This window comes from Streptococcus cameli (genome assembly GCF_053207365.1).
Genome location: NZ_JBRUIM010000002.1, coordinates 40,863 through 67,170, shown reverse-complemented (window position 1 = coordinate 67,170; position 26,308 = coordinate 40,863). Strand labels below are relative to the sequence as shown.

At 39.6% G+C, this 26,308-nt stretch carries 26 protein-coding genes; 4 read left to right on the top strand and 22 right to left on the bottom strand.

The window, feature by feature from the left end; all coding sequences use genetic code 11:
• Positions 1-232 precede the first annotated feature (232 nt).
• Positions 233-661, top strand: coding sequence for an IS200/IS605 family transposase (tnpA, locus tag ACVR1I_RS05760; RefSeq protein WP_447443078.1), 429 nt, complete (start codon positions 233-235; stop codon positions 659-661).
• Positions 662-802: 141 nt separating this feature from the next.
• On the opposite strand, the gene ACVR1I_RS05755 is transcribed toward tnpA, so the two are convergent.
• The 7 genes from ACVR1I_RS05755 to ACVR1I_RS05725 form a co-directional block, all read right to left on the bottom strand.
• On the bottom strand, positions 803-1,702 hold the full coding sequence (locus ACVR1I_RS05755; protein WP_447443077.1) for a ketose-bisphosphate aldolase: 900 nt from the start codon (positions 1,700-1,702) through the stop codon (positions 803-805).
• Between the two features lie 26 nt (positions 1,703-1,728).
• Entirely contained in the window at positions 1,729-2,820 is a 1,092-nt protein-coding gene (locus ACVR1I_RS05750) for a PTS fructose transporter subunit IIC (protein ID WP_447443076.1), read from the bottom strand.
• Between the two features lie 11 nt (positions 2,821-2,831).
• Complete coding sequence (locus ACVR1I_RS05745; RefSeq protein ID WP_447443075.1) at positions 2,832-3,146, bottom strand: PTS fructose transporter subunit IIB; 315 nt, start codon at positions 3,144-3,146, stop codon at positions 2,832-2,834.
• Between the two features lie 27 nt (positions 3,147-3,173).
• A complete protein-coding gene (locus ACVR1I_RS05740; RefSeq protein WP_447443074.1) occupies positions 3,174-3,650 on the bottom strand; it encodes a PTS sugar transporter subunit IIA in 477 nt (158 codons plus the stop codon).
• Between the two features lies 1 nt (position 3,651).
• A complete protein-coding gene (locus ACVR1I_RS05735) occupies positions 3,652-5,109 on the bottom strand; it encodes a BglG family transcription antiterminator (RefSeq protein WP_447443073.1) in 1,458 nt (485 codons plus the stop codon).
• A gap of 192 nt (positions 5,110-5,301) precedes the next feature.
• Positions 5,302-5,952 carry a helix-hairpin-helix domain-containing protein gene (locus tag ACVR1I_RS05730; RefSeq protein ID WP_447443072.1) on the bottom strand — a complete coding sequence of 217 codons (651 nt, stop codon included), beginning with the start codon at positions 5,950-5,952 and terminating at the stop codon, positions 5,302-5,304.
• A gap of 59 nt (positions 5,953-6,011) precedes the next feature.
• A complete protein-coding gene (locus tag ACVR1I_RS05725) occupies positions 6,012-6,752 on the bottom strand; it encodes a lysophospholipid acyltransferase family protein (protein ID WP_447443071.1) in 741 nt (246 codons plus the stop codon).
• A gap of 36 nt (positions 6,753-6,788) precedes the next feature.
• On the opposite strand from ACVR1I_RS05725, the gene ACVR1I_RS05720 reads away from it, so the two are divergent.
• Together ACVR1I_RS05720 and ACVR1I_RS05715 are read left to right on the top strand one after the other, a co-directional pair.
• Complete coding sequence (locus ACVR1I_RS05720; RefSeq protein WP_447443070.1) at positions 6,789-7,556, top strand: tRNA1(Val) (adenine(37)-N6)-methyltransferase; 768 nt, start codon at positions 6,789-6,791, stop codon at positions 7,554-7,556.
• Positions 7,546-7,812 carry a GIY-YIG nuclease family protein gene (locus ACVR1I_RS05715; RefSeq protein ID WP_447443069.1) on the top strand — a complete coding sequence of 89 codons (267 nt, stop codon included), beginning with the start codon at positions 7,546-7,548 and terminating at the stop codon, positions 7,810-7,812. The genes ACVR1I_RS05720 and ACVR1I_RS05715 overlap by 11 nt, the downstream gene beginning before the upstream one ends.
• A 60-nt stretch (positions 7,813-7,872) precedes the next feature.
• Here ACVR1I_RS05715 and ACVR1I_RS05710 read toward each other — a convergent pair whose 3' ends face one another.
• The 7 genes from ACVR1I_RS05710 to ACVR1I_RS05680 all read right to left on the bottom strand — a co-directional run bounded on the left by ACVR1I_RS05710 (position 7,873) and on the right by ACVR1I_RS05680 (position 17,110).
• A complete protein-coding gene (locus tag ACVR1I_RS05710) occupies positions 7,873-8,712 on the bottom strand; it encodes a class C sortase (protein ID WP_447443068.1) in 840 nt (279 codons plus the stop codon).
• Positions 8,713-8,781: 69 nt separating this feature from the next.
• Positions 8,782-10,437: a SpaA isopeptide-forming pilin-related protein gene (locus ACVR1I_RS05705; RefSeq protein WP_447443067.1), complete on the bottom strand. Its 1,656-nt coding sequence runs from the start codon at positions 10,435-10,437 to the stop codon at positions 8,782-8,784.
• 19 nt (positions 10,438-10,456) lie between these two features.
• Positions 10,457-12,751: a VWA domain-containing protein gene (locus ACVR1I_RS05700; protein ID WP_447443066.1), complete on the bottom strand. Its 2,295-nt coding sequence runs from the start codon at positions 12,749-12,751 to the stop codon at positions 10,457-10,459.
• 612 nt (positions 12,752-13,363) lie between these two features.
• Complete coding sequence (locus tag ACVR1I_RS05695; RefSeq protein WP_447443065.1) at positions 13,364-13,693, bottom strand: hypothetical protein; 330 nt, start codon at positions 13,691-13,693, stop codon at positions 13,364-13,366.
• Between the two features lie 120 nt (positions 13,694-13,813).
• Positions 13,814-14,245 carry a GNAT family N-acetyltransferase gene (locus ACVR1I_RS05690; RefSeq protein ID WP_447443064.1) on the bottom strand — a complete coding sequence of 144 codons (432 nt, stop codon included), beginning with the start codon at positions 14,243-14,245 and terminating at the stop codon, positions 13,814-13,816.
• A 73-nt stretch (positions 14,246-14,318) separates the two neighbouring features.
• A complete protein-coding gene (cshA, locus tag ACVR1I_RS05685; RefSeq protein WP_447443063.1) occupies positions 14,319-15,944 on the bottom strand; it encodes a degradosome RNA helicase CshA in 1,626 nt (541 codons plus the stop codon).
• A 137-nt stretch (positions 15,945-16,081) separates the two neighbouring features.
• Positions 16,082-17,110 carry an ammonium transporter gene (locus ACVR1I_RS05680; protein ID WP_447443062.1) on the bottom strand — a complete coding sequence of 343 codons (1,029 nt, stop codon included), beginning with the start codon at positions 17,108-17,110 and terminating at the stop codon, positions 16,082-16,084.
• Positions 17,111-17,211: 101 nt separating this feature from the next.
• Here ACVR1I_RS05680 and ACVR1I_RS05675 point away from each other — a divergent pair, with 101 nt between their 5' ends.
• Positions 17,212-18,342, top strand: a complete 1,131-nt coding sequence (locus tag ACVR1I_RS05675) for an NAD(P)/FAD-dependent oxidoreductase (RefSeq protein ID WP_447443061.1) — start codon at positions 17,212-17,214, stop codon at positions 18,340-18,342.
• Positions 18,343-18,375: 33 nt separating this feature from the next.
• Here ACVR1I_RS05675 and ACVR1I_RS05670 read toward each other — a convergent pair whose 3' ends face one another.
• From ACVR1I_RS05670 to ACVR1I_RS05635, 8 genes are all read right to left on the bottom strand, one after another.
• A complete protein-coding gene (locus ACVR1I_RS05670; protein ID WP_447443060.1) occupies positions 18,376-19,176 on the bottom strand; it encodes an energy-coupling factor ABC transporter ATP-binding protein in 801 nt (266 codons plus the stop codon).
• A complete protein-coding gene (locus ACVR1I_RS05665) occupies positions 19,163-20,026 on the bottom strand; it encodes an energy-coupling factor ABC transporter ATP-binding protein (RefSeq protein WP_447443059.1) in 864 nt (287 codons plus the stop codon). The genes ACVR1I_RS05670 and ACVR1I_RS05665 overlap by 14 nt, the downstream gene beginning before the upstream one ends.
• Positions 20,026-20,790: an energy-coupling factor transporter transmembrane component T family protein gene (locus ACVR1I_RS05660; RefSeq protein ID WP_447443058.1), complete on the bottom strand. Its 765-nt coding sequence runs from the start codon at positions 20,788-20,790 to the stop codon at positions 20,026-20,028. The genes ACVR1I_RS05665 and ACVR1I_RS05660 overlap by 1 nt, the downstream gene beginning before the upstream one ends.
• Positions 20,791-20,802: 12 nt before the next feature.
• Entirely contained in the window at positions 20,803-21,414 is a 612-nt protein-coding gene (locus tag ACVR1I_RS05655; protein WP_447443057.1) for an ECF transporter S component, read from the bottom strand.
• On the bottom strand, positions 21,398-22,159 hold the full coding sequence (locus ACVR1I_RS05650; protein ID WP_447443056.1) for a nucleoside phosphorylase: 762 nt from the start codon (positions 22,157-22,159) through the stop codon (positions 21,398-21,400). Before ACVR1I_RS05650 ends, ACVR1I_RS05655 begins: the two co-directional genes overlap by 17 nt.
• A complete protein-coding gene (locus ACVR1I_RS05645; protein ID WP_447443055.1) occupies positions 22,156-22,845 on the bottom strand; it encodes a Crp/Fnr family transcriptional regulator in 690 nt (229 codons plus the stop codon). The genes ACVR1I_RS05650 and ACVR1I_RS05645 overlap by 4 nt, the downstream gene beginning before the upstream one ends.
• A gap of 254 nt (positions 22,846-23,099) precedes the next feature.
• Positions 23,100-24,644 (bottom strand): peptide chain release factor 3, encoded by a 1,545-nt coding sequence (locus ACVR1I_RS05640; protein ID WP_447443258.1) that lies wholly within the window; start codon positions 24,642-24,644, stop codon positions 23,100-23,102.
• 183 nt (positions 24,645-24,827) lie between these two features.
• A complete protein-coding gene (locus ACVR1I_RS05635) occupies positions 24,828-26,201 on the bottom strand; it encodes a UDP-N-acetylmuramoyl-tripeptide--D-alanyl-D-alanine ligase (protein WP_447443054.1) in 1,374 nt (457 codons plus the stop codon).
• Positions 26,202-26,308: the final 107 nt, after the last annotated feature.

The following is a 26,308-nucleotide window of genomic DNA, read 5'->3' as shown; positions in this document are numbered from 1 at the left end:
AACTCCTTTTCTATTTATTCGGAAAAGGAAGTCTAACTATAAAGAAATCAGTATTCTAGTCGTTAGAATACTGGTCTCTTTTTATTATGTGACTTTCAGTCCGTTTCGCTCCGCAGGTGCGAAACAAATAAACCACCCGCTATGCGGGTGCGCATCGCTGGTTATACCAAAAAACTCCAAACGCGATACAATAAAGGTATTCAATCCTAATGTAAAGCGAAAGGAGCAAAATATGGCACAAAAGGCACATAGTTTATCTCACACAAAGTGGATGTGTAAATACCACATTGTGTTTACCCCTAAGTATAGACGAAAAGTAATCTATAATCAATATCGAAGTAGACTAGGTGAAATAATAGAAGGACATTTAATACCAGACCACATTCACATGTTAGTTAGTATCCCACCACGAATTAGTGTTTCAAGTTTCATGGGCTACTTAAAAGGTAAGAGTGCCCTGATGATGTTTGACAAACACGCCAATCTCAAATACAAGTTTGGGAATCGCCATTTTGGGGCAGAGGGCTATTATGTGAGTACAGTTGGACTGAACGAAGCCACTATCAAAAAATATATCCAAGAACAAGAAAAACATGACATCGCCCTAGATAAATTGAGCATAAAAGAATACGAAGATCCCTTTAGGGATGATGGCAAGTAATACCAATGCCTCTTTAAGAGGCAAGTGACGAGTCAAAAGCAGTTAGGCTTGAACAAAGTGAAAGCCAGCGTCTTTAGGCGCTGGCTGGTGATGTGGGCTTATAGCCCCTGTTCAAACCACCCGTTAGACGGGTGGTCATGATTAATTAAATTCATTTCTCCATGGTTTAATAGCCTGCTCTCTATAAAGTGCCGCTTTACCAACTGATTGGAATAATTCCATTTTATGTTTGATAACTTCTTTACCAGCCTCAATACATTCAGGATTAATCACATTAGCATCCCACAATTCTGTCGTAGATAGAATTTCACGGCATTTTTTATAGTATGCATACTTATAGTCTGAGGAAATATTGACTTTTTGAATTCCAATTTTCACTGCCTCTGCAATTTCTTCGTCAGGATTAGCCGACCCTCCATGAAGAACCAACGGAATATCTACTCGATCCTTAATTGCTTGTAGTACATCCATTTTTAATTCTGGCTTCACATCTTTAGGATAAATACCATGAGCCGTTCCAATTGCAACAGCTAGAGTATCAATTCCCGTTTTAGATACAAAAACCTCTGCATCTTCTGGGTTAGTATAAATTACTTTACTAACACCACCCTCGACACTAGTCCCTGTATTCCCAATTGTTCCTAATTCAGCTTCTACAGAAACACCAATTTCTTTACAAACATCAACAATCTTTTTGGTTAAAGCAATATTTTCCTCAAAAGGCAGTAAAGATCCATCAATCATAACCGAACTAAATCCGGCATGAATTGCTCGCATAACACTTTTTAACGAATCCCCATGATCCAAATGTAAGACAAACGGAACTGGACTGTTTTTTATTCTGGTGAGAACATATTGAAAAAAATCATCCTTTGAGTAATCTAACTCCGTAGGGTGAACAGCAATGATGGCTGGTGAATCATTTTCTTCCGCAGCCTCAACTACTGTTCTTAAAAAATTACTATCTGCAATATTAAAAGCACCCACAGCAAACTTATTTTCTTTTGCAACTTCCAATAATTGAGTCATATTTAATAACATATACTTACCTCTTTTCTTGCATCAAATTAACTAAAACTGATATTTGACAAATCAACTTCTTCTTCTACATCTTCCACAATACCACTAGCTTCTTCTTCAGTAATCTCTTTTTTCAAGAATACTAAAATAATCGCTGTAACAATTGATCCTGTTAATAGGGCAATAATGGCTACAAAAGGTTTAGTCATTGCAGGTATTACAAATACTCCTCCTGAAGGAACTGGAGAACCATTACCAAAATAATAAGAAATCATTCCAGTAATACCACAACCAATTGAAGTAGCTGTTACGGTCCGTAACAAATCATTCATCGCAATAGGAATAACTCCTTCACTAATCATACATAGTCCCATTGGAAAAGCGACCTTAATATTTTCAACTTCTTGATTTGTGAAAATACGTTTTTTGACAATTTTGGAAAGGAGCAGTGCAAATGTTACACCAATTGGAGGAACCATTGCAGCCAATACTTTAATCCCCTCAGGCTCCAAAATTCCTTCAAGTAACAAACCGTCAGCAATTAAGTTAGGTACTTTTGAAATAGCACCACCATAGTCAATACAGCCAATAAATCCAATAATAAAACCATAAAGTGCTTTTTGCGACTGATCTAAACCTGTTATAAAGTTGGTCAGGCCTGTTGTCATAGCTACCAACGGAGTTCCTAAAACAAAGAACATTAGGAAGCCACCAAGGATGGCAGTTAAAGTAGGAATAATCATCATCGGCATCAGAGCTTCTGCCCAAGAAGGAACTTTTAAATTCTTTCTAATAAGTTTTGCAATATATCCACCTATGAAACCACCAATTACTCCTCCAAGAAAACCTGCTCCTAAGAAACTAGCAATTTGACCCATCAAAAATCCGGGTGCAATACCTGGTCTATCAGCAATGGAATATGCTATATAACCTGCTATAAAAGAAGGTAATAATCCCATTCCGAATACACCTAAAGTTGTCAATGAACTAGCAAGAGACATTTCTGAAAATTCTGTAACGTAGCTTCCTCCCATCAAATTTCCAATTGCAATCAGTAATCCTGATGCTACTACCAAAGGTAGCATATAGGAAATAGCCGTCAACAAATGTTGCTTTATTTCGTTTAATACTTTTTTCATTTGTTTTCTCCTTATGATTTATTTAATTCTTCTTCAATTTTTTGAAGTAATTGCTTTGGAGCTTTTGTAACTACTGATGTACCAACTTTAACCGTTTTTTTATCTTTAAATCGATCAATACCGGTTATCGCTATATCAATTGCAAGTATAACAACATCAGCTTCTGCTATTTGTTCTGCAGTCAATTCATTTTCAGTCCCAATTGTTCCTTGGGTCTCTAAATGAATCGTATGTCCTAAAGATTCGGCTGCTCGAATCAGTTTCTCTTTTGCTATGTACGTATGTGCAATACCAGACGTACAAGCTGCAACTCCAACAATTTTCATGTTGACCTCCTTTTATGATTATAATTTTTATTTTGAAAGTAATTCCAACAATTTACTATTACTGTCTACAGTTTGAATAGCATCAATAAAATCATCATCTGCTAGTTTAATAGCAACTTGTTGTAAAAGTTTTATGTGTTTTGTATTCGCTTCTACATTTCGTACAGCAAATAAGATGATAAAGTTTACAGGTTCCTCGTCTAGTGTTTCCCATTCAATAGCAGTCTTAGTTCTTCCTATAGCAATTGCGGTTTTTATGACACTATCAGATTTTCCATGAGGTATCGCAATACCTTGTCCAATACCTGTAACTCCTTCTTTTTCTCTCAGATAAACATCCTCTATAAACTCTTTTTTATCAGAGAGATACCCAGATTGAAACAACATTTGCGATAATTCTTCAATGACACCATCTTTTGTTGTCGCATTCAATTCAAGATTAATTAAATCTTCATTAACAATCGCAAAAAAATTGAATTCTTCTTCCATATGTGATTTAGACATTCTATTTTCCTCCTAATATTGTTCTGACTTTTGTAGCATCTTGTTCGTTAAATAAAACACTAACTAATATTGATGGAATTTCTCCAAAATCATTGTAATTAACAGTTGTTAAAATTAAATCAATATCCTTGTACTGAGTCTTCCTTTTTCTGTATAGATGAACTGATATGACATCAACAATTTCAATGTTAGGTATCGTTTTCATCACCCTCGTCTTCAATAATTCTGAAGTACCAACACCTGAAGAACACATAATTAAAACACGCTTTACTGATTCAGCCTCCTCTTTATACTTAACAAAGTAAAGCGTTATAAATCCAATTTCATCATCTGAAATTTTATTGTAGCTATATGTAGCTAAAACTTCTTTCACTTCAGAACTCACTGTATTAAATATATTTTCATAATCTTTTTTTATATCATCTAATAATTCATTTTTTACAGAAAATCTGTTTTTTAACCTATATAGCATAGCTCCAAGATGAGTTTCAAAATCAGCAATATTTGCTTGGCTGTCTAATTTTAAAGACATTTTAAAACCTACTCTATCTAAAATTTCTTTTGCAATCATTTTAATTTCATCGTTATCATCAATTTCTAAAAATTCTTTCTGTTCAAACCTTGAAGATAACAAATGGAAAAATAAATAAAAATTTTCAAAAGTCGAAATTGGAACATTTAAATATGAACGAATAGCATTAATTGTTTCCTCAGCAATTCTATATAATTCTGAATTTTTTTCAATTAATTCTCTTTCATCTGATATGAAATCTTGCTGTAAAATATTTTGATTTATAAACCCATGACGGCCTCGTTGAATTAATATATAGAGATGAGAGAAAATATTTAGACTATAAGGATGATTTAAATTTGCTCCAATTTTAAATTCTAACTTTTTGAACAAATTAGTAACAAAATCAATATCTAAAGAATTTTGATTATTTTTATCATCAGAAAGGATTTCACTATAAATTCCTAGTTCCTGATTTACCTCATCTATTAAATTTCTAATATCTGTCTCTTTACCAACAATTGATAATCTTCCAAAACTCTTAACAAGTTTTATTTTATTTTTTTCTACTATTTTATTAATGCTTGCTATATCATTTAAAATAACAGAATCACTTAGATAATAATTTTCAAACAAATAATTGATTTCTACCGATTTAGGAGAAAAGTATAGTAATCTTAATAAAATTTCCATTCTTCTTTTCTCTACATCAGAATATTTATTTTTATGAAAACTCAACCCAATATAAGACTCATAATCAAGAAGAATTCCTTTCCCACTGTGAGAGATTACAAGTTCCATGTTTGCAATACTATTGATTCGTTTAATCATTCTATACACTGTCTTGGTAGATACACCAATTTGTGTAGACAAATCAATTGCAGTTAATGGAGATTGAGAAGTACTGAGTATTGACAATAATAGAAGCTCTTTTGTACTAAATTCCATTATGCCGTTCCTCCTTTTAAAATAAGTATAGCAACTTTTTTTGTATGCGCTAACATTTCTGTGTCCATTATTGTGGACAATAGTCAACACTAATAATTAAAATATATCAGCACTGATTCAAAAAAGTAATTAACTTATTATAATATAAATACATAAATAAAAAGAAACTTCCTTCAAAAAGAAAGTTTCCTCCTACTCCACCGTCACATAAGGGCGGAGGTTTTCCATGGTTTTGTCTCCGATGCCTGAGACATTGTTGAGATCATCGACTGTTTTAAAGCCACCATTGCTATCGCGGTAGGCGATAATGTCATTGGCGCGTTTTTCTCCAATTCCCGAAATCGTAGTCAAGTCTGCTACTGTCGCCGTATTGAGATTGACCTTTTGACTAACAGTATCAGAACCTGCCATCTGCCCCGCAGCAGATTGAGGAGTTACAACATTGATTTCCTCCCCTTGATGAGCCACATAAACAACCGCTTCATCTGTTAATTTTTGTGCGAGATTAACCGACTTCTGCTCTGCCTTTTCCGTAAAACCACCTGCTGCTTGAATGGCATGGTAAACCCGCTCATCTGCCTTTAGCTCATAGAGCCCCGGTTTTTGGACAGCTCCTTTCACATCGACCAGTATGGCTTTCTCAGATGTGGACTGGGCTTTCGTCTCAATAGCAGGGGCCTCTTCCTCGCTCATGCTAGATACCAACTTGGTTTCCGGAAAATCAGCTACCGCAGCTTCTGGTTTTTCTTGCCAGCTCAGAATCATTCCCACAAAAAGGGACGCGACGACTACTCCTACTACTAATAAACGGTATTGCTGTATCCATTTAAGGTATTTGTTCATATTCTCCTCCTATTTTCTTATTCGAAAACAAAAGAAAAAGCCAAGTATTTGGCTTTGATTTATTTGTTATTTTTTTCTGGATTCCAGACAAAACTCGCCACTAATGTAAAGAGAAGTGTTAAAAGTAAGACGAAAATTGCTAGGAAGGCAGCTGGTATCCGCACCAAATAGGAGAGAGGATTAACTCGTTTTCCATTTGAAAGAGAACGGGATTCTGCATCCAAACGGTCAAATTCTGCTTGAATACGCCTAGCAACTTCTTCAATTCCTTCGTCGTTCATTTTCTTAATATCGGATACATCAATTGGATTACCAAAGTTCATATCGACCCTCTCCCCAGCAAACAAGCCTGAAAGCGTCATCGGTCCAACATAACTGGAAGGCATGATTTTAACCTTTGCCATTTTAGCAATCACAGCAACTCCGCCTTTGACACCTGTTGCGTGACGACTCCCACTTGGAAACATGACCAAGGAACGGTCACTTTTTTTCAGCTTATTGATTGGGTACTTCAGAGCCTCTGTGCCTGGATTTTCACGGTCAATCGGAAAGGCTCCACACATCCGAATCCACCATGCAAACAAGCGGTTTGTAAACAATTCTTTTTTGGCCATAAAAATAAACTGTTTTGGTCTGGCAGCATAGGCCATATAGACTGGATCCCAAAAAGTTCGATGTGGGGCAACCAAGATGTAATTCTCATTCTTATCTAAGATTTTGTCCTCATTATGAAAGTGGGCATTGCCATTTACAATCCATAAAAGAAACATGACCAGGCCACGTAAGTAAGCGTAAAACATAAAATCTCCTTCGAACATTTATGGTATAATTATAGCATGAATGAAAGAGATTTAAAAGAAGGAGAGCGGATTGACCAGCTCTTTTCAACAGATGTGAAAATCATCCAAAACAAGGATGTCTTTAGTTACTCAATTGACAGTGTGCTTCTCTCACGTTTTCCCAGCATTCCTAAAAAAGGCCTGATTGTTGATTTGTGTTCTGGAAACGGAGCTGTCGGACTCTTTGCCAGCACCCGCACCAAGGCCCACATCGTCTTGGTCGAGTTGCAGGAACGCTTGGCAAATATGGGGAAACGATCGATTGCCTTAAATGCCTTAGAAGAGCAAGTCCGCATGGTCCACGATGACTTAAAAAACTTGCTGGCCCATGTTCCCCGCTCACAGGTTGATTTGATCCTGTGCAACCCGCCCTATTTCAAGGCCAGCGAAACCTCCAATAAAAACCTATCGGAGCATTACCTCTTGGCCCGCCATGAAATCACCACCAATCTGGAAGAAATCTGCTCTGTCGCCCGGCACGCTCTCAAGTCCAATGGCCGTTTGGCCATGGTCCACCGGCCTGATCGGTTCTTGGATATTCTGGATACCTTGCTTCAATACAATCTAGCTCCAAAACGGATTCAGTTTGTCTACCCGAAAGAGGGAAAAGAGGCCAACATGCTCTTGATTGAGGCCATAAAAGATGGCTCGACAGACGGTCTGAAAATCCTGCCGCCCTTGTATGTGCACAAAGCCAATGGCGACTACACAGATGAAATCCATGAGATTTATTTTGGTAAAAAAGGAGACCAGGATGTCCGATAAAGCAGCCTATATGTATGTATTGGAATGTGCAGACGGAACGCTCTACACCGGTTACACAACTGATCTGGATCGCAGAATCAAAACCCATAACGCTGGAAAAGGTGCCAAATACACCCGCAACCGCCTCCCTGTTACCCTTGTCTATCAAGAAGCCTTCAACAGCAAGCAAGAAGCCCTGCGGGCAGAAGCCCTCTTTAAAAAACGCAAAACCCGCCAGCAAAAACTCGACTATATAAAAGAACACACTGCCAAATAGGCGGTGTGTTCAGATTGAAGACAAACTTCATTTTGAGGTTTGTTTACTCCATCAAAAATATCAGCCCTGTTTCTTCTTTGCTAACCATCCAAAAATTGTCACCAATAGAAATGATAAGACAACACCCGAAATAGCTAATATGATTTGTATTCCCACATGAACCTGATTCACTCCTGCAGGATTGGCTTTGGCTTTTTTATAAACCTCTTTAGAATAGGGGATTCGTTTTCCTCGCACCAGCAAGCGATCTGTATTGATTCCATAAGGTGTACACGTAATCAAAGTGGAATAATCTTTACCTTCAACACCCGTTAAAGACGTTACTTCCGAGGGTTTGACCACTAAAATTTGATCCACCTCATAAGCTAGAGTTTCTCCTAACACTTTATAATAGAAGGTATCTCCCTTTTCTAACTTATCTAAGTTTGTAAACATATCCGCACTAGGCAATCCGCGATGAGCCGACACAACAGCATGTGTCCCTTCGCCTCCTACAGGTAAAGCACTCCCAAATAAATGCCCAGCTCCTTTTGCTAATACGTCATCGGTCGTGTAGTGAAAAATAGGTAACTGGACATTAATTTTAGGAATCTCAACATAACCCATCATTGAATCAGAATGGACATTCAATAATGATTCATAATGTTTATCATTCAACCCTTCACGTAGTGAAAATGCATCTGGAACAGGTTGAATCCCAAGTTCTTTATTATAGGAAACTGCAGCGTCCCAAGCAGCTTTCTTTTGTTTAGCAGATTGCTGATCAATTGATTGATGGTATTCATTAATTAATAGTCGATCTCTATAAGCATTCCATTTACTACTGACCATTGGATACAATAGAATCACAATTCCTAAAATAATCAGTAGAATGTATAGAATAGATGTTTTATTTTTCACTTCTATCTCCTAATAAGTAAACCGAGAGAGTTTTTTCTCGCTCGGCTTTCTTATTTTTTATTGAGCTTATTAAACAGCTTTTTTCTTTTTAATGAAGAGCAATAAACCAGTTGCTAATCCAAATACTCCAAGGAAAGTAAAGAGATACGTTCCCATCGCACCAGTGGATGGCAATTCACCAAGTGGTGTATTGTTAATATCACCATAATGAGATGTTCCAGAACCTTCTCCATTATTTGTAGTTACAGTTGTATCATCACTAGTTGTAGTTGTAGCAACAAGATAAGCTTTCGTCACACCTTCTTCATCACCGTTAAAAATATTCATAGCATAAAATACATTGTTTTTTAACCAACCAACTTGTGTATTGTTTACAGCTTTTGAAGGATCTGAAGTGTATGAGCTACGGCTTGAACTTTTGCTAGTAGTGGTTGTTGCTGTTGCCCAACTTGCAGTTACAGTAAAAATTTCTGTATTCAAAGAGTAACCAGTAGGAGCAGTTATTTCTTTGATGTAATATGTTCCTTTTCCAACCTTAGTTGAAATCGCATAACCTTGCGCATTAGTCGTAACAGTATCAATCAATTTAGTGGCTTCAGCATCTTCATAGATACCAAATACCGCACCTGCAAGAGGTTTCTTTGTTAATGAGTCAACTTTTTTAAAGGACAATTGATAAGTATAAACTGTTTTAGAATCTTCCTTTTTAGTTAATGAATCATCAGATTGTGGATCTGGTTTCTCATTTGGGTCATTATATGTTTTACCCTTGTTTGGGTTATTAGCATAGATATATTGAACATTGTTCGTATTACCAGTTTGACCAACTACCGCCTTATCATTCACAATACCGCTATATTTTACAACTGGATTTTGTGATGCTAGTTGATCATAGATAAACGCAATATTAAAGCCATTTCCAACTTCTACTGCTTTACCGATTATTTGTCCAGCTTTATTCGTGAATGTTTTTGTTGCATCAACAGCAATTTTTTCGCCATTCCACTCTACAACTAAACTATTAAAATCAAATGTCAAACCTTCAGACATAGTATCGGATACAAATACTGTCTTATTCAATGCATTGGCAGGATAACTTGGTAAAGCAACTGTCACACTGTAATCAACTTTAGATCCAAGACCAACAGTATCTTTATCTTCATCTTTAACCGTACCAGCTGTAATCTCTTTTGTAACACTTGGAGTTGATTTTTTAGCAACTGACGTTTCACCATAAAGATAATTGGTTGTTGCATCAACTAACCCACCTTTAAATACACCTTTATCATTATATGAAGCAGCTAATAAAATTGGATTATAGGTTGAACCATCTGTTGCACCAGTTAGAACTGCAACGTATACACCCGCACCTGAAACTTCTTTACTAGCAGTTGTACCTGCAATATTCATTGTTTCTTTTGAAAGTGGATTAAGTGTACCTGCAATCAACTTTGCTGCAATCGCATTGATTTCTTGAGAAGTTGGCCCCGTTTCAGTCAGAGTCAAGTCTCCTCCATTATTGATCCCATCTGCATACTTAAATTTTACAAATGATGAACCTGAGTATTCTCCCTCACCAATTTTATAAAGAGTAACGGTTGGATTCCCCGTTACATTTTCAATAGTCAACGTAGCAGTATCAGCCGATGAAACAGCCGAGACTGGCGTTGAATAAAATCCAAAAACAGTTGCAATAACTGTTAAAAGGGCAAAAATCTTTTTCATTTTTCCTCCAAAATAAATATTAAAAATAATGATTTTTTCTTCTAAAATACAGCAGTGCTACTGTAGAAAAAATCGTTGAGCCGATAAAAATAAACGGATATGAGCCAGTTCCACCTGTAGCAGGAAGTTGATAAGTATGGTGGTTTACTAACTCAAATGCCTCTGTATCCCCTAATTGAGAAAGGGTAACCTGCTGACCTACTTGGTCCGTAATCGTGATTGTCCAATCGTTAGCAACTGTAATCGTCCAAGGTCTCTCCGGCAAAGTATAACCTGGTAAAGCTTGGGTTTCATACAAATAATAGGTTTGATTCCGGAGTAGACCTTTAAATGTTAACAGTCCATCCTTTGTTGTTCCAGTAGCCATGACACTATTGTCTTGATGGCGCAGTTCAAACTGTACACCAGATAATCGAGCAAGACGATTGTTTGCATCTACTTTTACAAGTGGTAACTCTAATTTTTTCTCATTAGTCACTGTAAATGCTCCAGTAGCATCTGGTCGAAGAATTTCTGTTCCATTTTGATCATAAAGTCGAATGACTCCAGTTTCTTCAATAGTCACTCGCCATGGTGCTGCTGGTGCGATATAATCTTCGAGGCTACTTACCTCATGCAATTCGTATGACTGCCCTTTTACCAAATGTTCCAAAACCAGTTGACCATCTACATTGGTTTTTCCTGATGACACTACTGTCCCATCCTGCTTACGCAATTCAAAACCAACTTCAGCTAATGGTGTTTGATGCCGCAAATCAATTTTTCGAATCGGTACCGTTGTTTCATGAACCTGAACAACTGGGTGAGGGTAATAACTCGAATTAGTAACCCCTTTTCGTGTGTAAGAAAGCGAGGCTTCTTTATTCGAACGAAAACCTAGTTGATTCGAACTAGTTCTATTATCTGCGAAATCTGTATTGGCATCACCTGTTGCATCATACTGATTCCTAGCATTTGCATACTGTGTATAGGCTGTCTGGTTAACTTTTATATTGTACGACAAGGTATACGTATACTGATCATCAATGTAAACACCCGGTTTAAAGTTCAAATCGACCTTTCCAGTCGAATCTGCCCTGTTAATCGGTGTATGCGTAACAGACTCAATGACATTAGCACCTACTTGTGTTACGCCTCCATTTTCATAGAGAGTCTCGATTGCTTGCGTTTTGCGATTGGTTCTAGTCACCTTTACATCTGGCTTTTCTTGGTAATAATCCACATACTGACTCAATTCATCATTTATTGAAACCAAAGATAGCTTTGTCGCATTCACAATTTCTTGCAGCGTCTGCTCAAGATTCGCAGTATCCTTTGCAGGAAAATACTTTCCATCCGTAGCACTAGACAAGTATTTTAAATTTTGTATACCATATGTTTCACCAGCAGTTGCAAACTCTTCTGATAATCCAATGGTATACATCGGAATATCATTGGTGACGAAATAATTTTTAAAATAAGTATCAAATAAGGCATTTGTTCCTTCTCTAGAAACATCCCCATTTGAATGACTGTTATAAGTATTACTATTCGGATTATAAATATAACCGGTTTCTAAGGTCCCGTCCCCTAGCCGATAAAAATTTCCGTTGGATTTAAAATTACTAACAGGAACAGCATTCCAGGACTCAAAAAGAGTGGAAGAAGTTTTGACATATGCAATGTTACTTCTATCATAGTAATACGTTGGAGTGCCATCGGAAATAAAAATGATAATTTTCTTATGTCCGCTTCTATTTGCTTCAAGCATCTCCTTTGCCCTTACAAAGGCCGCAGAATAGTTAGTACCGTTGTCATTTTCATATCTAACCGAATTGTAAGAAATATAGGTATTTCTTCCCCAGTCTTGAATGATTGTAGAATCTGGAGCAGCATCTCTTGGATTGTTACGAATCGAATATCCCTTCAAATCAATTATGGCAAACTGATTATCCGGATGAATTTCTGCCAATTTAGATAATAACCCATTTGTACCAGAAAGAGTATTGAAAACTGCCTGCGAACGGTTTCTTGTGTCTGTTCTACTCATCACTTTATTCATACTGGTCGATCTATCCACCACTATCAATGTATCAAAAGGTTCCTGGGTTCCTGTCATATCTAAATACAATCGATACAAATCTTTTGTATCAGTTCCATTAGTATCGACATCCGTATCAGGATTATCTACACCATCTCCAAGATAATCAATTTGTTTATTCTGAGCAAAACTAGGAGGGCCTTCTGCAAACACAGTCCCTACATTTCCTAATATTAAACTGACAAGAAATAATAATAAAAGCACCAATGATGATAGATGTTTTATTTTAGACATATTTCCTCCTTTCATAAAAAATACATAAATATTCTAAGTATGCTTATTTAAGTAAAATTTTAAAACAAAACTAAGAATAATGCTAGTTAGGCCTTCAAGCGAGTATATACTACTGTATTTTCCTTGCTCTGTCAAGGAAAATCACAACCTAATTTTAAAAATCAAAGTTTTTTAAGGAGCACCTTTTATAGCATGCATAGTTCTATATACATTTTTAGAAATATTTAAAAAACTTTTATTTGTTTGCACTTTTATTTGTTTTCGTTCAAATTATATGTAAAAACAAGAAATTTTTCCTTATATCTGCCCATATTATTTTTAGGTATATAAAATGCAAAAATAAAAATATAAGCATTTTACACATTTTTAAGATTGCATTTTTAAATTGACAATCCTAATTATTTATGAATTTTTTCCCAAAAATATTTTTTCTTCAATCCCTCGAAATGAAAACGTTTCTCTTTATAATCCTAGATTTTTCTAGGATGAAATAAGTAAAGAAAGATAACCAGTTTATGTATTTAAATTCAAAAAACAACTCTATTTTTTGCATAAATAAAACAAAAGACCGCCTCGTAGGCGGTGTGTTTTGCAATCAAGCGTTCTTATTTTTTAAGCCCAACCAGACACTCCGTACAAACGAAGTTGTCCTTGGATCTGTTCATAATAAAAAGCGTCAAAGGCTCTCCAGGCCTTCTCAGCATCCCCCTGAAATCTAAAATGGGACAGGCCACAGAGAACACAGGTTCTCTTATGGAATTTTTCAAGGGAAATCAAAAAGGTATTGTCAACTTTTTCCTTTTTTACAATATCCGAAAGTGTATCTTCTAATCCTTGGTAAAAACGACGATTGTCAGCATTATCTTGATACTGCTTGACAAAGGCATCTTTTAGATTTCTTAACAAACCAATAGCTTCGTGACGAAATAAGGTATCTTCCATCTCTTTTCCTCCAAAACTGTAAAATGACATGCACACTTGATTGGTCATAGCCACGCGATAACAAAACATTATCCTGTTAGGGGTGAATCCACATATAGTATACTACTTCTATTTCCCCTGTCAAGTTAAATCTGTCTTTTCCTCTCTCTTAACCAGGGTAAAGGCTCTACAAGCCACCTCTTCAACTGCTTTGAATCCCATTGATTCATAAAAGGAAGCTGTTTTTTCGGACTGGTCGGTTAGTAGGTGCAACTGATAAACCTTTGGAAAGTGGACTAGGGCTCGTTTCATCAACTGAGTTCCAATCCCTCTTCTTTGGTAAGTGGGTTTGACCAAGATGTCTTGTACAAAGACAATGGAGTGGCCATCTCCCACTAGACGAATCAGGCCAACTAATTCTGATTGATCATAGACGGATAGTACAAAGAGGCTATTTTCCAAACTGTGTCTCAACATGGTCGCAGAATTGGTATAATTGGTCCATTCGACACTGGCATACAAGTCCAAGATTTCTTCAAAGGAAAAAGAACTGTTTTGGCTATACCTTATCATGGTTTTCTCCTTTTTTGTTTTTCTTAGGATAACAAAAACAAGCACCTCGGTCAAGAGGTGCTTGTTTGCATGTTTATCTTTCGCCCTTGTTACGGATGACAAAACCTGTTTTCTTCTCGCTGGAAGTATTTTTGTGTGGTTTTTTGTTTTCCTGACGGCGGTTGTCTTTTTTGAATTTATCGTCACGGCGTTTAAAGTCACGCTTGCGGTCTTCGCGGTCATCTCTACGGCGATCGCCTCTGCGGTCTCCACGACGATCTCCACGGTAACCACCACGGCGGTCACGATCTCCATCACGGCGATTGCGGTCATTGCGGCCACGTCCACCTTTTCCTTTGCCTCCAAAACCATTTCCAGTTGGCTTGAACGGCAATGGTTTCTCACGAGCAATTTCAACTTCTGGCAAGTTTTCTGGATCTTGAACGGTTAAACTCAAAATATAGAGTGCCAATTCTTCTGGGGTAAATTCTGCTGCCAATTTCACAGCGTCAGCCTTGAACTTATCAAAACGAGCTCGCAGTTCTTCATCTGCAAAGTCACGTTCAATGCGTTTCAAAGCGATTTTTTTCTTGGCTTCAAAAGCTTCTTGGGCAGTTGCTGGCTTCATACCTGTCATGCGTTTCTTGGTCAAGTTTTCAATAATTGAAAGGTAGCCCATCTCGTTTGGTGAGACAAAGGTAATGGATTGACCTGATTTACCAGCACGACCGGTCCGACCGATACGGTGAACATAGCTTTCTGGATCTTGTGGGATATCGTAGTTGTAGACGTGGGTGACACCTGAAATATCCAATCCACGCGCTGCTACATCTGTTGCGACCAAGATATCGATATGGTCATTTTTAAAATCACGAATGACACGAAGACGTTTGTTTTGGTCCAAGTCACCATGGATTCCTTCGGCACGGAAACCACGCAGTTTCAAACCACGCGTCAACTCATCCACACGGCGTTTGGTCCGACCAAAAACGATTGACAATTCTGGTTGGTCCACGTCCATGAGACGGGTCATGGTATCAAATTTTTCATTTTCTTTCACACGGATATAAAACTGTTCGACATTGACGTTTGTCAATTCCGTTGCTTTGATTTTCACGTGTTCTGGCTCTTTCATAAACTTGACACCAATTTGTTTGATTGGATCAGGCATGGTTGCTGAAAAGAGCAAGGTTTGGCGTTCTTCTGGAACGCGGCTAATGATGGCTTCGATGTCTTCAAGGAAGCCCATGTTGAGCATTTCATCTGCTTCATCGAGGATAAGGGTTTCGACTTGTTCTAAGCGAAGCGCCTTGCGTTTGATTAAGTCCAACAAACGACCCGGTGTTCCAACTACAATGTGGGCACCAGAACGAAGGGCTTTGATTTGTTTTTCAATGCTTGATCCGCCATAAACTGAGCGAACTTTTACGCCTTTGTCCCGTCCAAAACGGAACAATTCTTCTTGGCTTTGTACCGCCAATTCACGGGTTGGTGCAACGACCAAAGCTTGGACAACATTGTTATCCGTATTAATTTTTTCAAGTGTTGGCAATCCAAAGGCAGCCGTTTTTCCAGTCCCTGTCTGGGCTTGTCCAATCACATCCTTGCCTTCCAAGGCCAAGGGAATTGTCATTTCCTGAATCGGCGATGGCGTTTCAAATCCAGCAGTTACAACTGCTGCAAGGATATCTTCTGATAAATTAAATTCTGTAAATTTCAAATGGTTCTCTTTTCTAAGAAGACAGTGCGAAGCTGTCTTATCACGCTTATTTTTTTGTTGTTTCTACAACTTAACCATTATAACACAATGAGATGAAATAGATAGGATAAGCCCTTATTCTTTGAAATAATACGTTTTCACTGCTTTTTCTTTGTGAAAAAAAGCTGCGCAAAGAGACCTGTACCTAGCAGAGACAAGAATATTGTCACCAAAATACCCATTAACTGGGCCAAAAGATGGTCTGGGTAAAGGAGTAAGATAGTCACACTACCCAAGAAACCACCAATCCCATTGATGGCAAAAGAATCAACCACATCATCAATATACCAGTGTTTTTGACACCAACGATAAGCCAGATAGGTCAGACTACTGGTCAAGGCTACGGTAATCAGCATTTGAAGAGGTGTGACAAAACCGACCCCTGCAGTACTGGTCACCAGACCGACAACCATGCCATTCAACAAGGCAGACAGGTCTTGTTTTTTCTCCATCAGATAGGCCAGCGTGCCCCAGGAAATACCCCCAATTAACAGCGCCAGCAGCGTATTGATCAGAATGACCATACTATCCTGATTCCACTCTCCAACTGGCCCAGCATTAAAGCCGAACCAACCAACTGTTACCAGTAGCATGCCCAGATAAAGCCATTCTGTCCGAATCGGGTCGTGAGAAAAAGCTGTTTTCCCTATTTTTTTAGCAAGGACCAAGGCCGATAGGCCTGCTGAAAGATGGACCACCAGTCCGCCCGAAAAATCGAGCACTCCAAATTGAGCCAAGAAACCAGATTCATTCCAAATCAGATAGGCCAAGGGGATGTAGACTCCCATCACCCATGCCGCTACGATGGCAACTAAGGGCCAGATAGGAATACGGTCAATGACGGAGCCAATCAGCATGACTACCGCATAAAGCAAGAAACAGAGTTGAAAAAAACAATCCAACAAAGTCTCACCTGCTACTTTTTCCAGTTCCCAAAAGAAAGGAGGCATTTCACCAAAGGCTAAAAAGTGGCCTCCCCCCAGCCAAACAAGACTGGCTACCATGAGAGCTAGGGTGAATCGAAAGAGAACAGCCGATTGGCAGGACGGATGCAGAAATCCGATGTAGAAAAAGCCAACCCCAAAAATCATCAGCCACATGACCAATATACAAATCAATTGAAACATTCAGTTTTTCCTTTACAAATTCAGTTTGTCGTGTTACACTCTATTTTATTAACTGGTTAATCATTTTAACCTACTATATTTGATTTGTCAAGGAGAAAAAAATGGAACAGCACAAGATTATCATCATTGGAGCGGGAGCCGCTGGCATTGGCTTTGGATCTGCCCTTCGCCGATTTGGGATTGAAGATTTCCTCATCATCGAAAAAGGGGAAATCGGCGATAGCTTTTTGAAGTGGCCGAAAACCACCCGCTTTATCACCCCTTCTTTTACCACCAATGGTTTTGGATTTCCAGACATCAATGCGGTGATTCCCGACACATCGCCTGCCTTTACCTTTTCAAAAGAACACCTATCTGGTCAAGAATACGCTGAATACCTGCACCTTGTCGCTAAAACCTATGATTTACCGATTCGGAAAAACACGACTGTTTTGAGCATTGAAAAAGAGAACCAATCCTACATTCTGAACACTGACAAGGGTGAGTTTCAAGCGACCTATCTCATTATGGCCACTGGCGAATTCCAAAATCCTTGGCATGCAGACATCGAAGGGGCAGAACTGGCCATGCATTATGGAGAGATTGACAGTTTCCATGTCTCTGCTAAGTCAGACGATCCATTTCTCATTATCGGTGGCAATGAAAGTGCCTGCGATGCCCTGACCAATTTAGCTTATATGGGAAATCCTGTTCAGCTCTATACATCACGTTTTGGTAAAAGTGAAACAGCACCCGATCCAAGTATTTCCCTATCTCCTATTACCCAAGAGCGGGTTGAGCACATCACTAAAAAACCCAACTTTAAAGTGAGTATTGAAGAGGGCAAAAAAGCCCTGCGTATCCAACAAGTTGACGGCAACTATATCGTGACCTTTTCTGATGGAACAACTGCAACCTCTTCCCATAAACCCATTCTCACAACTGGTTTCCGATCATGTGCTGCCCTGATTGGCGGAAAAGAGCTCTTTGAGTGGCAAGATGGGATTCCACAAGTCACCGAAGACGATGAATCTACTACTGCTGACAATGTCTTTCTAATTGGGCCAAGCGTCCGCCAAAAAGAGGTCATCTTCTGCTATATCTACAAATTCCGGCAACGTTTTGCCCCCATCATTGCCCACATTGCTGAGCGGGAAAACTGGGAATTAGACCCAGAAGAACTGGACTTTTTCAAGCAAAATCAGATGTACCTTGACGACCTCTCTTGCTGTGCTGTCTCCTGCGATTGTTAACATGACAAAAAAAGCTAGTTGTTACTAGCTTTTTTATAAACCTTTCTTGAAGGCGATAAATTCTTCTGGTGTTGAAAAAACTTGGTCATATCCCAGAGCTTGACAGAGCTGGGTCGTGGTTGGTTGTGCCAGGTAAGCTGTTTCAAGAGCCGCTTTTTGGGCAAAGACTTCTTTAACAGGTCCGTCTAAGAGAACCTCTCCTTTTGCAAAAACAATGGCTCTCTCAAAGGTTTCTGCCACAAAGTCCATATCATGCAGGATTGAGATGACAATTTTTCCCTGACGTCGCAATTCCTGAATGACCTGGCGAATTTTTTCCTTACCTGCGTCATCTTGGGCAATGGTCGGTTCATCAAAAATGACGACTTGTGTATCCATGGCAACGATTGCCGCAATTGAGACCATCTTGCGGTCTGATAGACCTAAGTCGTAAGGATTGGTTGCTTCTAAATCCTTCAAATCCAACATAGCCAGAGCTTTGCGAGCAGCTGCCTGAGCTGCTTCCTTATTCAATCCCATTTGCAAGGGACCAAACATGACCTCATCCAAAACAGTATGTTTGAAAATCTGGTCATCAGGATTCTGGAAAATCAAACCAATGGATTTTGCGATTTGGGCAACCGTTTGTTGGCTTAAGGACTGCTCATTCAAGAGAATCTCTCCTTGGTCTGGACGAAGCAAGCCTTTTAACAATTTGACAAAGGTCGTTTTTCCAGCACCATTTTGTCCGATAATGGCTGTTGATTGTTCATCAAGGACAAGATCGATGCCTTTTAAAATCGGATTGTCCTTCTGGTAGGCAAAATGAAGGTTTTTAATCTCAATTTGATTCATTCTTTTCTCCTTCTTGGTTGGCCAAAAGCTGACGCGCTTCTTCAAGCGTAACAGGATAGGTATCACTGCCTGGTAATTTCAGATCCAAGGCCTTGCAGATTTGGGTAAAGGTCGGAGCCACTACACCGTAGTCTGCCAAATCTGAACGAGAGAAAATCTTCTGTGGTGTATCCATAGCAATCAATTTTCCTTCATCCAATAGCATAACCCGATCGCTATAAGCTGCGATTTTTTCAATCTTGTGCTCGACCATGATAACCGTAATCCCTTGCTCACTCAAGGTTTGGATGGCTTGGAAGACCGCTTCACTTCCCTGAGGATCTAGTTGGGATGTCGGCTCATCTAAGACGATGACTTCCGGTTTCATGGCAATGATGCTGGCAATGGCCATCCTCTGCATCTGCCCACCTGACAAATCAAAAGGAGCTCTGTCCTTGTATTCTAAGATGCCAAGAAGAGACAAGCTCTCTTCAATTCGTTCCTTCATTTCGTCATAAGGAACTCCAAAGTTTTCCAATCCGAAGGCAATTTCTTCATAGACTGTCGATTTGGAACCGGTAACCTGATTAAAGGGATTTTGGAAGACACTTCCGACTTTTTGGCACAAGTCATCTACCTCAACCGTTTTGACTTCCGTCTCATCGATTAAGACTTTTCCACCATAGGCTCCACGATAGAAATTGGGAACAAGACCGGTCAAGGCCTGGCAAAAGGTACTTTTCCCAGCACCATTTTTTCCAATAACACCGATAAATTCACCAGGTACAATCTCACAAGAAATACCATCCAGAGCCAATGTTTCAGCAAAGGGGTATTTGTATTTTAAATTGTCAATTTTGATACGTGCCATTAAATAAACCTCCATACGAGTGCCGCAACCATTCCGACTAGACAAAGGACTTTGATCCAACCATCCTGTTTTGAGCGGACTGGTGGATTGATAAAGGTCTTTTTATTTTTCGCATTAAAACCACGCACTTCTAGTGCAATGGCCCGTTCTTTGGTATCGATAAAGGCCCCCATGATAACCGGGGAAATCAAGGGAAGAAAGGCTTTTATACGTGTCATCAAGGAACCTTCTGTTTCCATACCACGACTGCGTTGGGCATCCGTAATGGTGGCCATCCGACTGGTCATTTGTGGAATCAATTGAAAGAGTGAAATAAAGACATAGCCCATGCGAGGTGAGAAACCTTTGCGGACCAAATCTTCAATCATATCAGAAGACTTAGTAGTTAAAATCAAGACGCAGAAGGCCAAGATGATGTTAACAATATTAAGCGCAATCCCAAGGGCAAATAGGAGGCCTTCCTTGTAAAACACCACAGGGCCTAAGGCCAAAATAGGAGTGGCATTCCCTTGTCGAAAGAGCCCCTGGATGATAGCTACTGTCAAAATAACAAAGGAGGAAACACTTAGAATTGGAAGGGTCTTTTGCAAGACTTTTGAGTGAGCTAAAAGAACTGCACTCAATCCAATCGTTGCTGCATAGAGCCACAATTCATTGGCTAGAATAGGCATCAGGATAACAGCCACTACATAGACCATCTTGGTAATCGGCGAGAGGCTGTTTAAGAAGGACTGCTTGTCCTCGTATAAACTCATACTTTTCATACTGTTCTCCTTTTAATCCAAACTTTCAATGGCCGTATTGCTTTGATAGAGTGACAAGAGGCTCTTTGGAAGGCTCTTGTACAAGCTGAGCACCAACAGAATAACGACTAACTTATCAGGAATATCAACTACAACCTCATCCATAAAAGAGGCAAACCAGACTGGAAAATCATGGGATACCAACCAAGCATAAAGCAAATCGCCCCATAAGTTTCCGGTTGTACCACCCCAGAAAATCATATTGAGAGGAGTTGAGACGATGACCGCCGCAAATCCTGCCGCAATTCCTGTCACAATCGCCCCAGTGACTTTTCGCATCATACCGTAATAAGCCATGAGGCCAACCGTAATGCCCAAAGCGGCATTGGTTAGAGCATAGACTGTTGAAACAGGATCAACGGTTAGGCCATAAATAATATTGTTCATGATCCCAACAATGGCACCAACAATAGGACCTGCCAAACAGGCAGCCAAACACGTTCCGATGGAATCGAGCCACAAGGGCAACTTTAATACGCCCGCAAACAATTTTCCGATGTAGTTAATCCCAACACCAGCTGGAATCAAGACCAGAGCTGCCGTATTTAGCTTCAGACTCCAGGGATTATTATTTTTCCATTTCATTTTTCTTCTCCTTTGTTTCCATTCGATAAATCGCTTCTAAAGCCGTGAGGATTTCATGCTTTTCACCAAGAGCAACTCGGCTTTCTAAATCAACGTATCCATTGATATCCTCCGCCAATTGCCCCTCATATAAGGCAACCGTATTTAAGATGGAGGCTGTTTTAATGCCCCGTAATTGTCCGATGGTAAAAAGCGCTGCAGTTTCCATATCCGAACCTAGGACGCCTTTTTGAGACCAATAGCGGTCAATATCTTCTTCTTGGTCCGTGTAAAAACTATCGTGACTCCGCCCAATGCCAATATGGTAGGAAACGTCCAAATCCTTAGCAGCAGCAAGAGTCGCCATTAACAATTCCGTATCCGGAACAGCAGGGAAAATGGCATCAATATAAGCCTTTGAAGTCCCCTCATCTCGAACAGCTCCATTTAAGAGAATCAAATCCCCTAACTCAATTCCCGGTTGAAGGGCACCACAAGAGCCGATGCGAATCATATTTTTTACTCCGATTCGGTGCAATTCTTCAATGGCAATACCTGCTGAAGCGCCACCCATTCCAGTTGAAACCACCAATATAGGAATGCCCTTATAAAGTCCACGAACGCTTTTGTGTTCCCGATTAAAAGCCAAGTTCTCTACTTGGTCTAGATAAGCTGCCACTCTCTCCACCCGCATGGGATCCCCAGGTAAAATGGCATAGCGGGCACTCTCTGTTTCGCTAATACGAATATGGGGTTGTAAGCTCATGTTTTCTCCTTTTCATTTGCCAAACGACGCAATCCCTCCTCATTCAAAACTTGGACTCTCCCCCTAGACAAAGCTAGTAAACCAGCTTCTTTGAATTCTTTAAAAATACGATTGACACTCCGTCTGGTAACAGCCATTTTTTGAGCCAAGTCATCTGAGTGAAGTTCCAATTCACCACCTTGGTGCAAAAGATGTTGTTCCAGCAAGTACTGCCCAATCCGTTGTTTCAAACTGTATAAATTATTGTTTCCCATGCGGGTAAACATTTGGTAAGAGGTCTCACACAACTTTTGAATAAAGATTCGATTGAATTCTTGATCTAATGCAATCCATTCTAAAAACACATCTCGTGCTATTTCCAAAACCGTAATGTCTTTCGGAGCTTGAACGTAACTAATGTAGGGAATCTGTTGGAACATCTCCATCTCTCCAATCACATCACCACTGCGGTAGGTCGTTTGAAAATACTTTTTCCCATGTTCAGAAACGGTAAAGATATCTGCCTCTCCTGACGCAATGATATAAAAATCAGGATAGATCTCGCCTTGTTTTAACTCAAATTCCCAAGGTCGATACGTTTTGACACGGATTTTTCTCAAGATAGCATAAGGACAATAACGCAGTAGACGGTATATCTCAGGCTCTTTTTCAATTTTGTCAATCAAACATAGCAAGGAATCTGCCATAGAATCTCTCTCCTTTTATGATAACGCTTTCCGAAAGAATGGTACAGGATTTCTGTCTTTTTTCTTTCGGTTTTTTTATCTAAATGTCATTTATATTGTCTTTTTTTGAGACATTTGTCCTATTCCATTGTAATCTATCTTTTTCTAGAAAGCTAGAGGAAATTGAAAAAAAGTTGAAAATAAGGTGGAATCCCCACTGGTAAACAAAGAAAAAACGAACAACCAATCATGGTTATTCGTTCCTAGATAAAGGTTTACATCTTTTCTTCTAATACGACATCTGGGTACTTGTCTGCAAACCAACGCAGGGCAAAATCATTTTCAAAAAGAAAGACAGGTTGGTCAAAACGGTCCTTGGCCAAGATATTTCGGCTGGAACTCATGCGCTCATCCAAATCTTCTGGCTTGATCCAACGAACGGTTTTCTTACCCATCGGGGTCATGACCACCTCAGCATTGTACTCGCCTTCCATGCGGTGTTTGAAGACCTCAAACTGGAGTTGTCCGACGGCTCCCAGCATATACTCACCGGTCTGGTAATTCTTATAGAGCTGGATAGCTCCTTCTTGGACCAGTTGCTCAATTCCTTTGTGGAAGGATTTTTGCTTCATCACATTTTTGGCAGCAACCTTCATAAAAATCTCAGGCGTAAAGGTTGGTAGAGGCTCAAATTCAAACTTGTTCTTGCCAACGGTTAGGGTATCCCCAACTTGATAGGTTCCTGTATCGTAGACACCAATAATATCTCCTGCCACCGCATTTTCAACATTTTCACGACTTTCAGCCATAAATTGGGTCACATTAGATAACTTCGCTCCCTTACCGGTACGTGGCAAATTGACACTCATTCCACGTTCAAATTCACCAGAAACCACGCGCACAAAGGCAATGCGGTCACGGTGACGTGGGTCCATATTGGCTTGGATTTTAAAGACAAAACCTGAGAAATCTTTGTTTAAAGGATCAATCAGATCACCTTCTGTCGTCTTGTGCCCATGTGGTTCTGGCGCAAATTCCAAGAAGGTATCAAGGAAAGTCTGTACCCCAAAATTGGTCAAGGCGGAGCCAAAGAAGACGGGTGTCAACTCCCCATTAAAAATAGCCTCTTGTGAAAATTCATTTCCTGCTTCTTGCAAGAGTTCGATGTCTTCCAATACTTGAGCATAAAAAGGATTGTTACCAAAGAGGGTGTTGCCTTCTTCAATGCTGGCAAAACGCTCATCACCACGGTAGAGTTCCAAGCGGTTATTATGGAGGTCATATAATCCTTCAAAGGATTTCCCCATACCGATCGGCCAGTTCATAGGGTAGCTGGCAATGCCCAATACTTCTTCTAACTCTTCCAATAGGTCCAGAGGCTGACGTCCATCACGGTCCAACTTGTTGATAAAGGTAAAGACTGGGATATTGCGGTGTTTAACAACTTCAAAGAGTTTCTTGGTTTGGGCCTCAATACCCTTGGCTGAATCGACCACCATAACGGCCGCATCCACCGCCATCAAGGTACGGTAGGTATCTTCAGAGAAGTCCTCGTGCCCTGGCGTATCAAGGATATTGACGCGTTTTCCAGCATAATCAAACTGCATGACAGAAGAGGTAACAGAGATACCACGCTGTTTCTCAATATCCATCCAGTCAGACTTGGCAAAGTTCCCTGTCTTTTTCCCTTTGACAGTTCCTGCCTCACGGATTTCTCCCCCAAAATAGAGCAATTGTTCTGTAATCGTGGTTTTACCAGCATCCGGGTGGGAGATAATGGCAAAGGTTCGGCGTTTTTTTATTTCTTCTTGTAAAATCATGTTCATCTCATTTCTATTCATGTCATTGTCGTTTTCAAAGTGATCTTTACTATTGTTACATCGGATTTCCCTTCTAGCAACAATGGCGGTCTTCATCCTTTCTATTATAACCAAATCACTCCCTTTTTTCAACGCATGTCGTTTATTCCCATACAAAAAGCGATGAGAAACCTCATCGCTAATCTATTTGTCACTTGTTTCTAACGCTTCAACAATCTTGGAAAGGTTCATAGAATTGGATCCTTTTAAGAGGATTTGGTCCTCTGGAGCCAGTAAATCCTTGATTTTTTTCAACATCTCTTCAAACTGGTCTTCTGTTTCATTTTTTTGATAGAAATAAACTTGGTTTGGTGGAAATTGCTGAGAAGCTAATTGAGACAAGCTTTCAATGTCCTGTCCATAAAAGAACAAGGTATCAATGGTTTCTGGTTGTAAGCTCTCTAGTACACTATTGTGCAAGGAAACAGAGGTCTCTCCCAGCTCTTTCATATCAGCTAAAACAGCTATTTTTTTACCTCCCTGATTGGCAGGGATGGCTGAGAATGTCTCTAAAATCAATTTCATGGCCGTTGGATTGGCATTGTAGACATCTGATAGAATGTCCGCACCATTGGCAGCTTTTTTCCACTCTGTCCGATTGCGGGTTAACTCAATCGTTGCCAAGGCCTCTAGAATATCTTCATCTTCAACTGCTAAGACTTTTCCCACACACGCTGCCAAAACAGCATTCATGGCATTGTATTTTCCTGGAACTGGCAGGTGTACCCGTTTGGACAAGATATCTGTTTGGAAGCTGAGCGAATCCTTTTCTTCTTGCAGGTCCTTAACCGAGACTTCTTCTCCATCACCAAAGCGAATAACCATCATATTATCCGGTAAATAGTCTTCTACAATCGGATCAGTTGGTGCCAAGAGAATCCCTTCTGCATCCATACCATCTGTGATTTGCATCTTTCCTTCTGCAATCTTTTCCCGGCTTCCAAAGAATTCCAAGTGGGCCTCACCAATCATGGTAACAACCGAAATGCGTGGTTTGGCAATCTGGGATAAGAGGTGAATGTCCCCAAGGTGGTCCTGCCCCATCTCCAAGACAATCTTCTCCGTATCATCCGGCATGTGAAGAGCCGTATAAGGCAGCCCAATTTCATTGTTGTAATTGCCTTGGGTCTTATAGGTAGCAAAAGTAGTTGATAAAACAGCCGCAATCATATCCTTGGTAGTGGTTTTCCCATTTGAACCTGTCACTGCAATGACATCAACACCTGTCTTGGTCAAATAGTATTGAGCCAACAACTGCAAGGCCGTTAGACAGTCGTCCACTAACAAGTAGGGATAGTCCTCTAACTCTTTTTCTGATAAGGTTAGGATTGCACCATTTTCAAAAGCTGTCGCGATAAACTCATGGCCATCTCGTGCCCCTTTTAAGGGAACAAAGAGGTCGCCAGCTTGGATCTTACGACTATCAAACTCAACCGAACGCAGGGGAACGTCATCTAAATCCGCCAGCGTATTTTTGGCCCCAACTGCTTTGGCCACTTCCTGTACTGTTAATTTCATCATTTCTTCCTTAAATTCGATTGCTTTTTCTAATCTTTTTCAATCAGAATCCCCTCTATTATAGCATATTTCCTATTATTTAGACTATTTTTCTGAGATTTTTTATG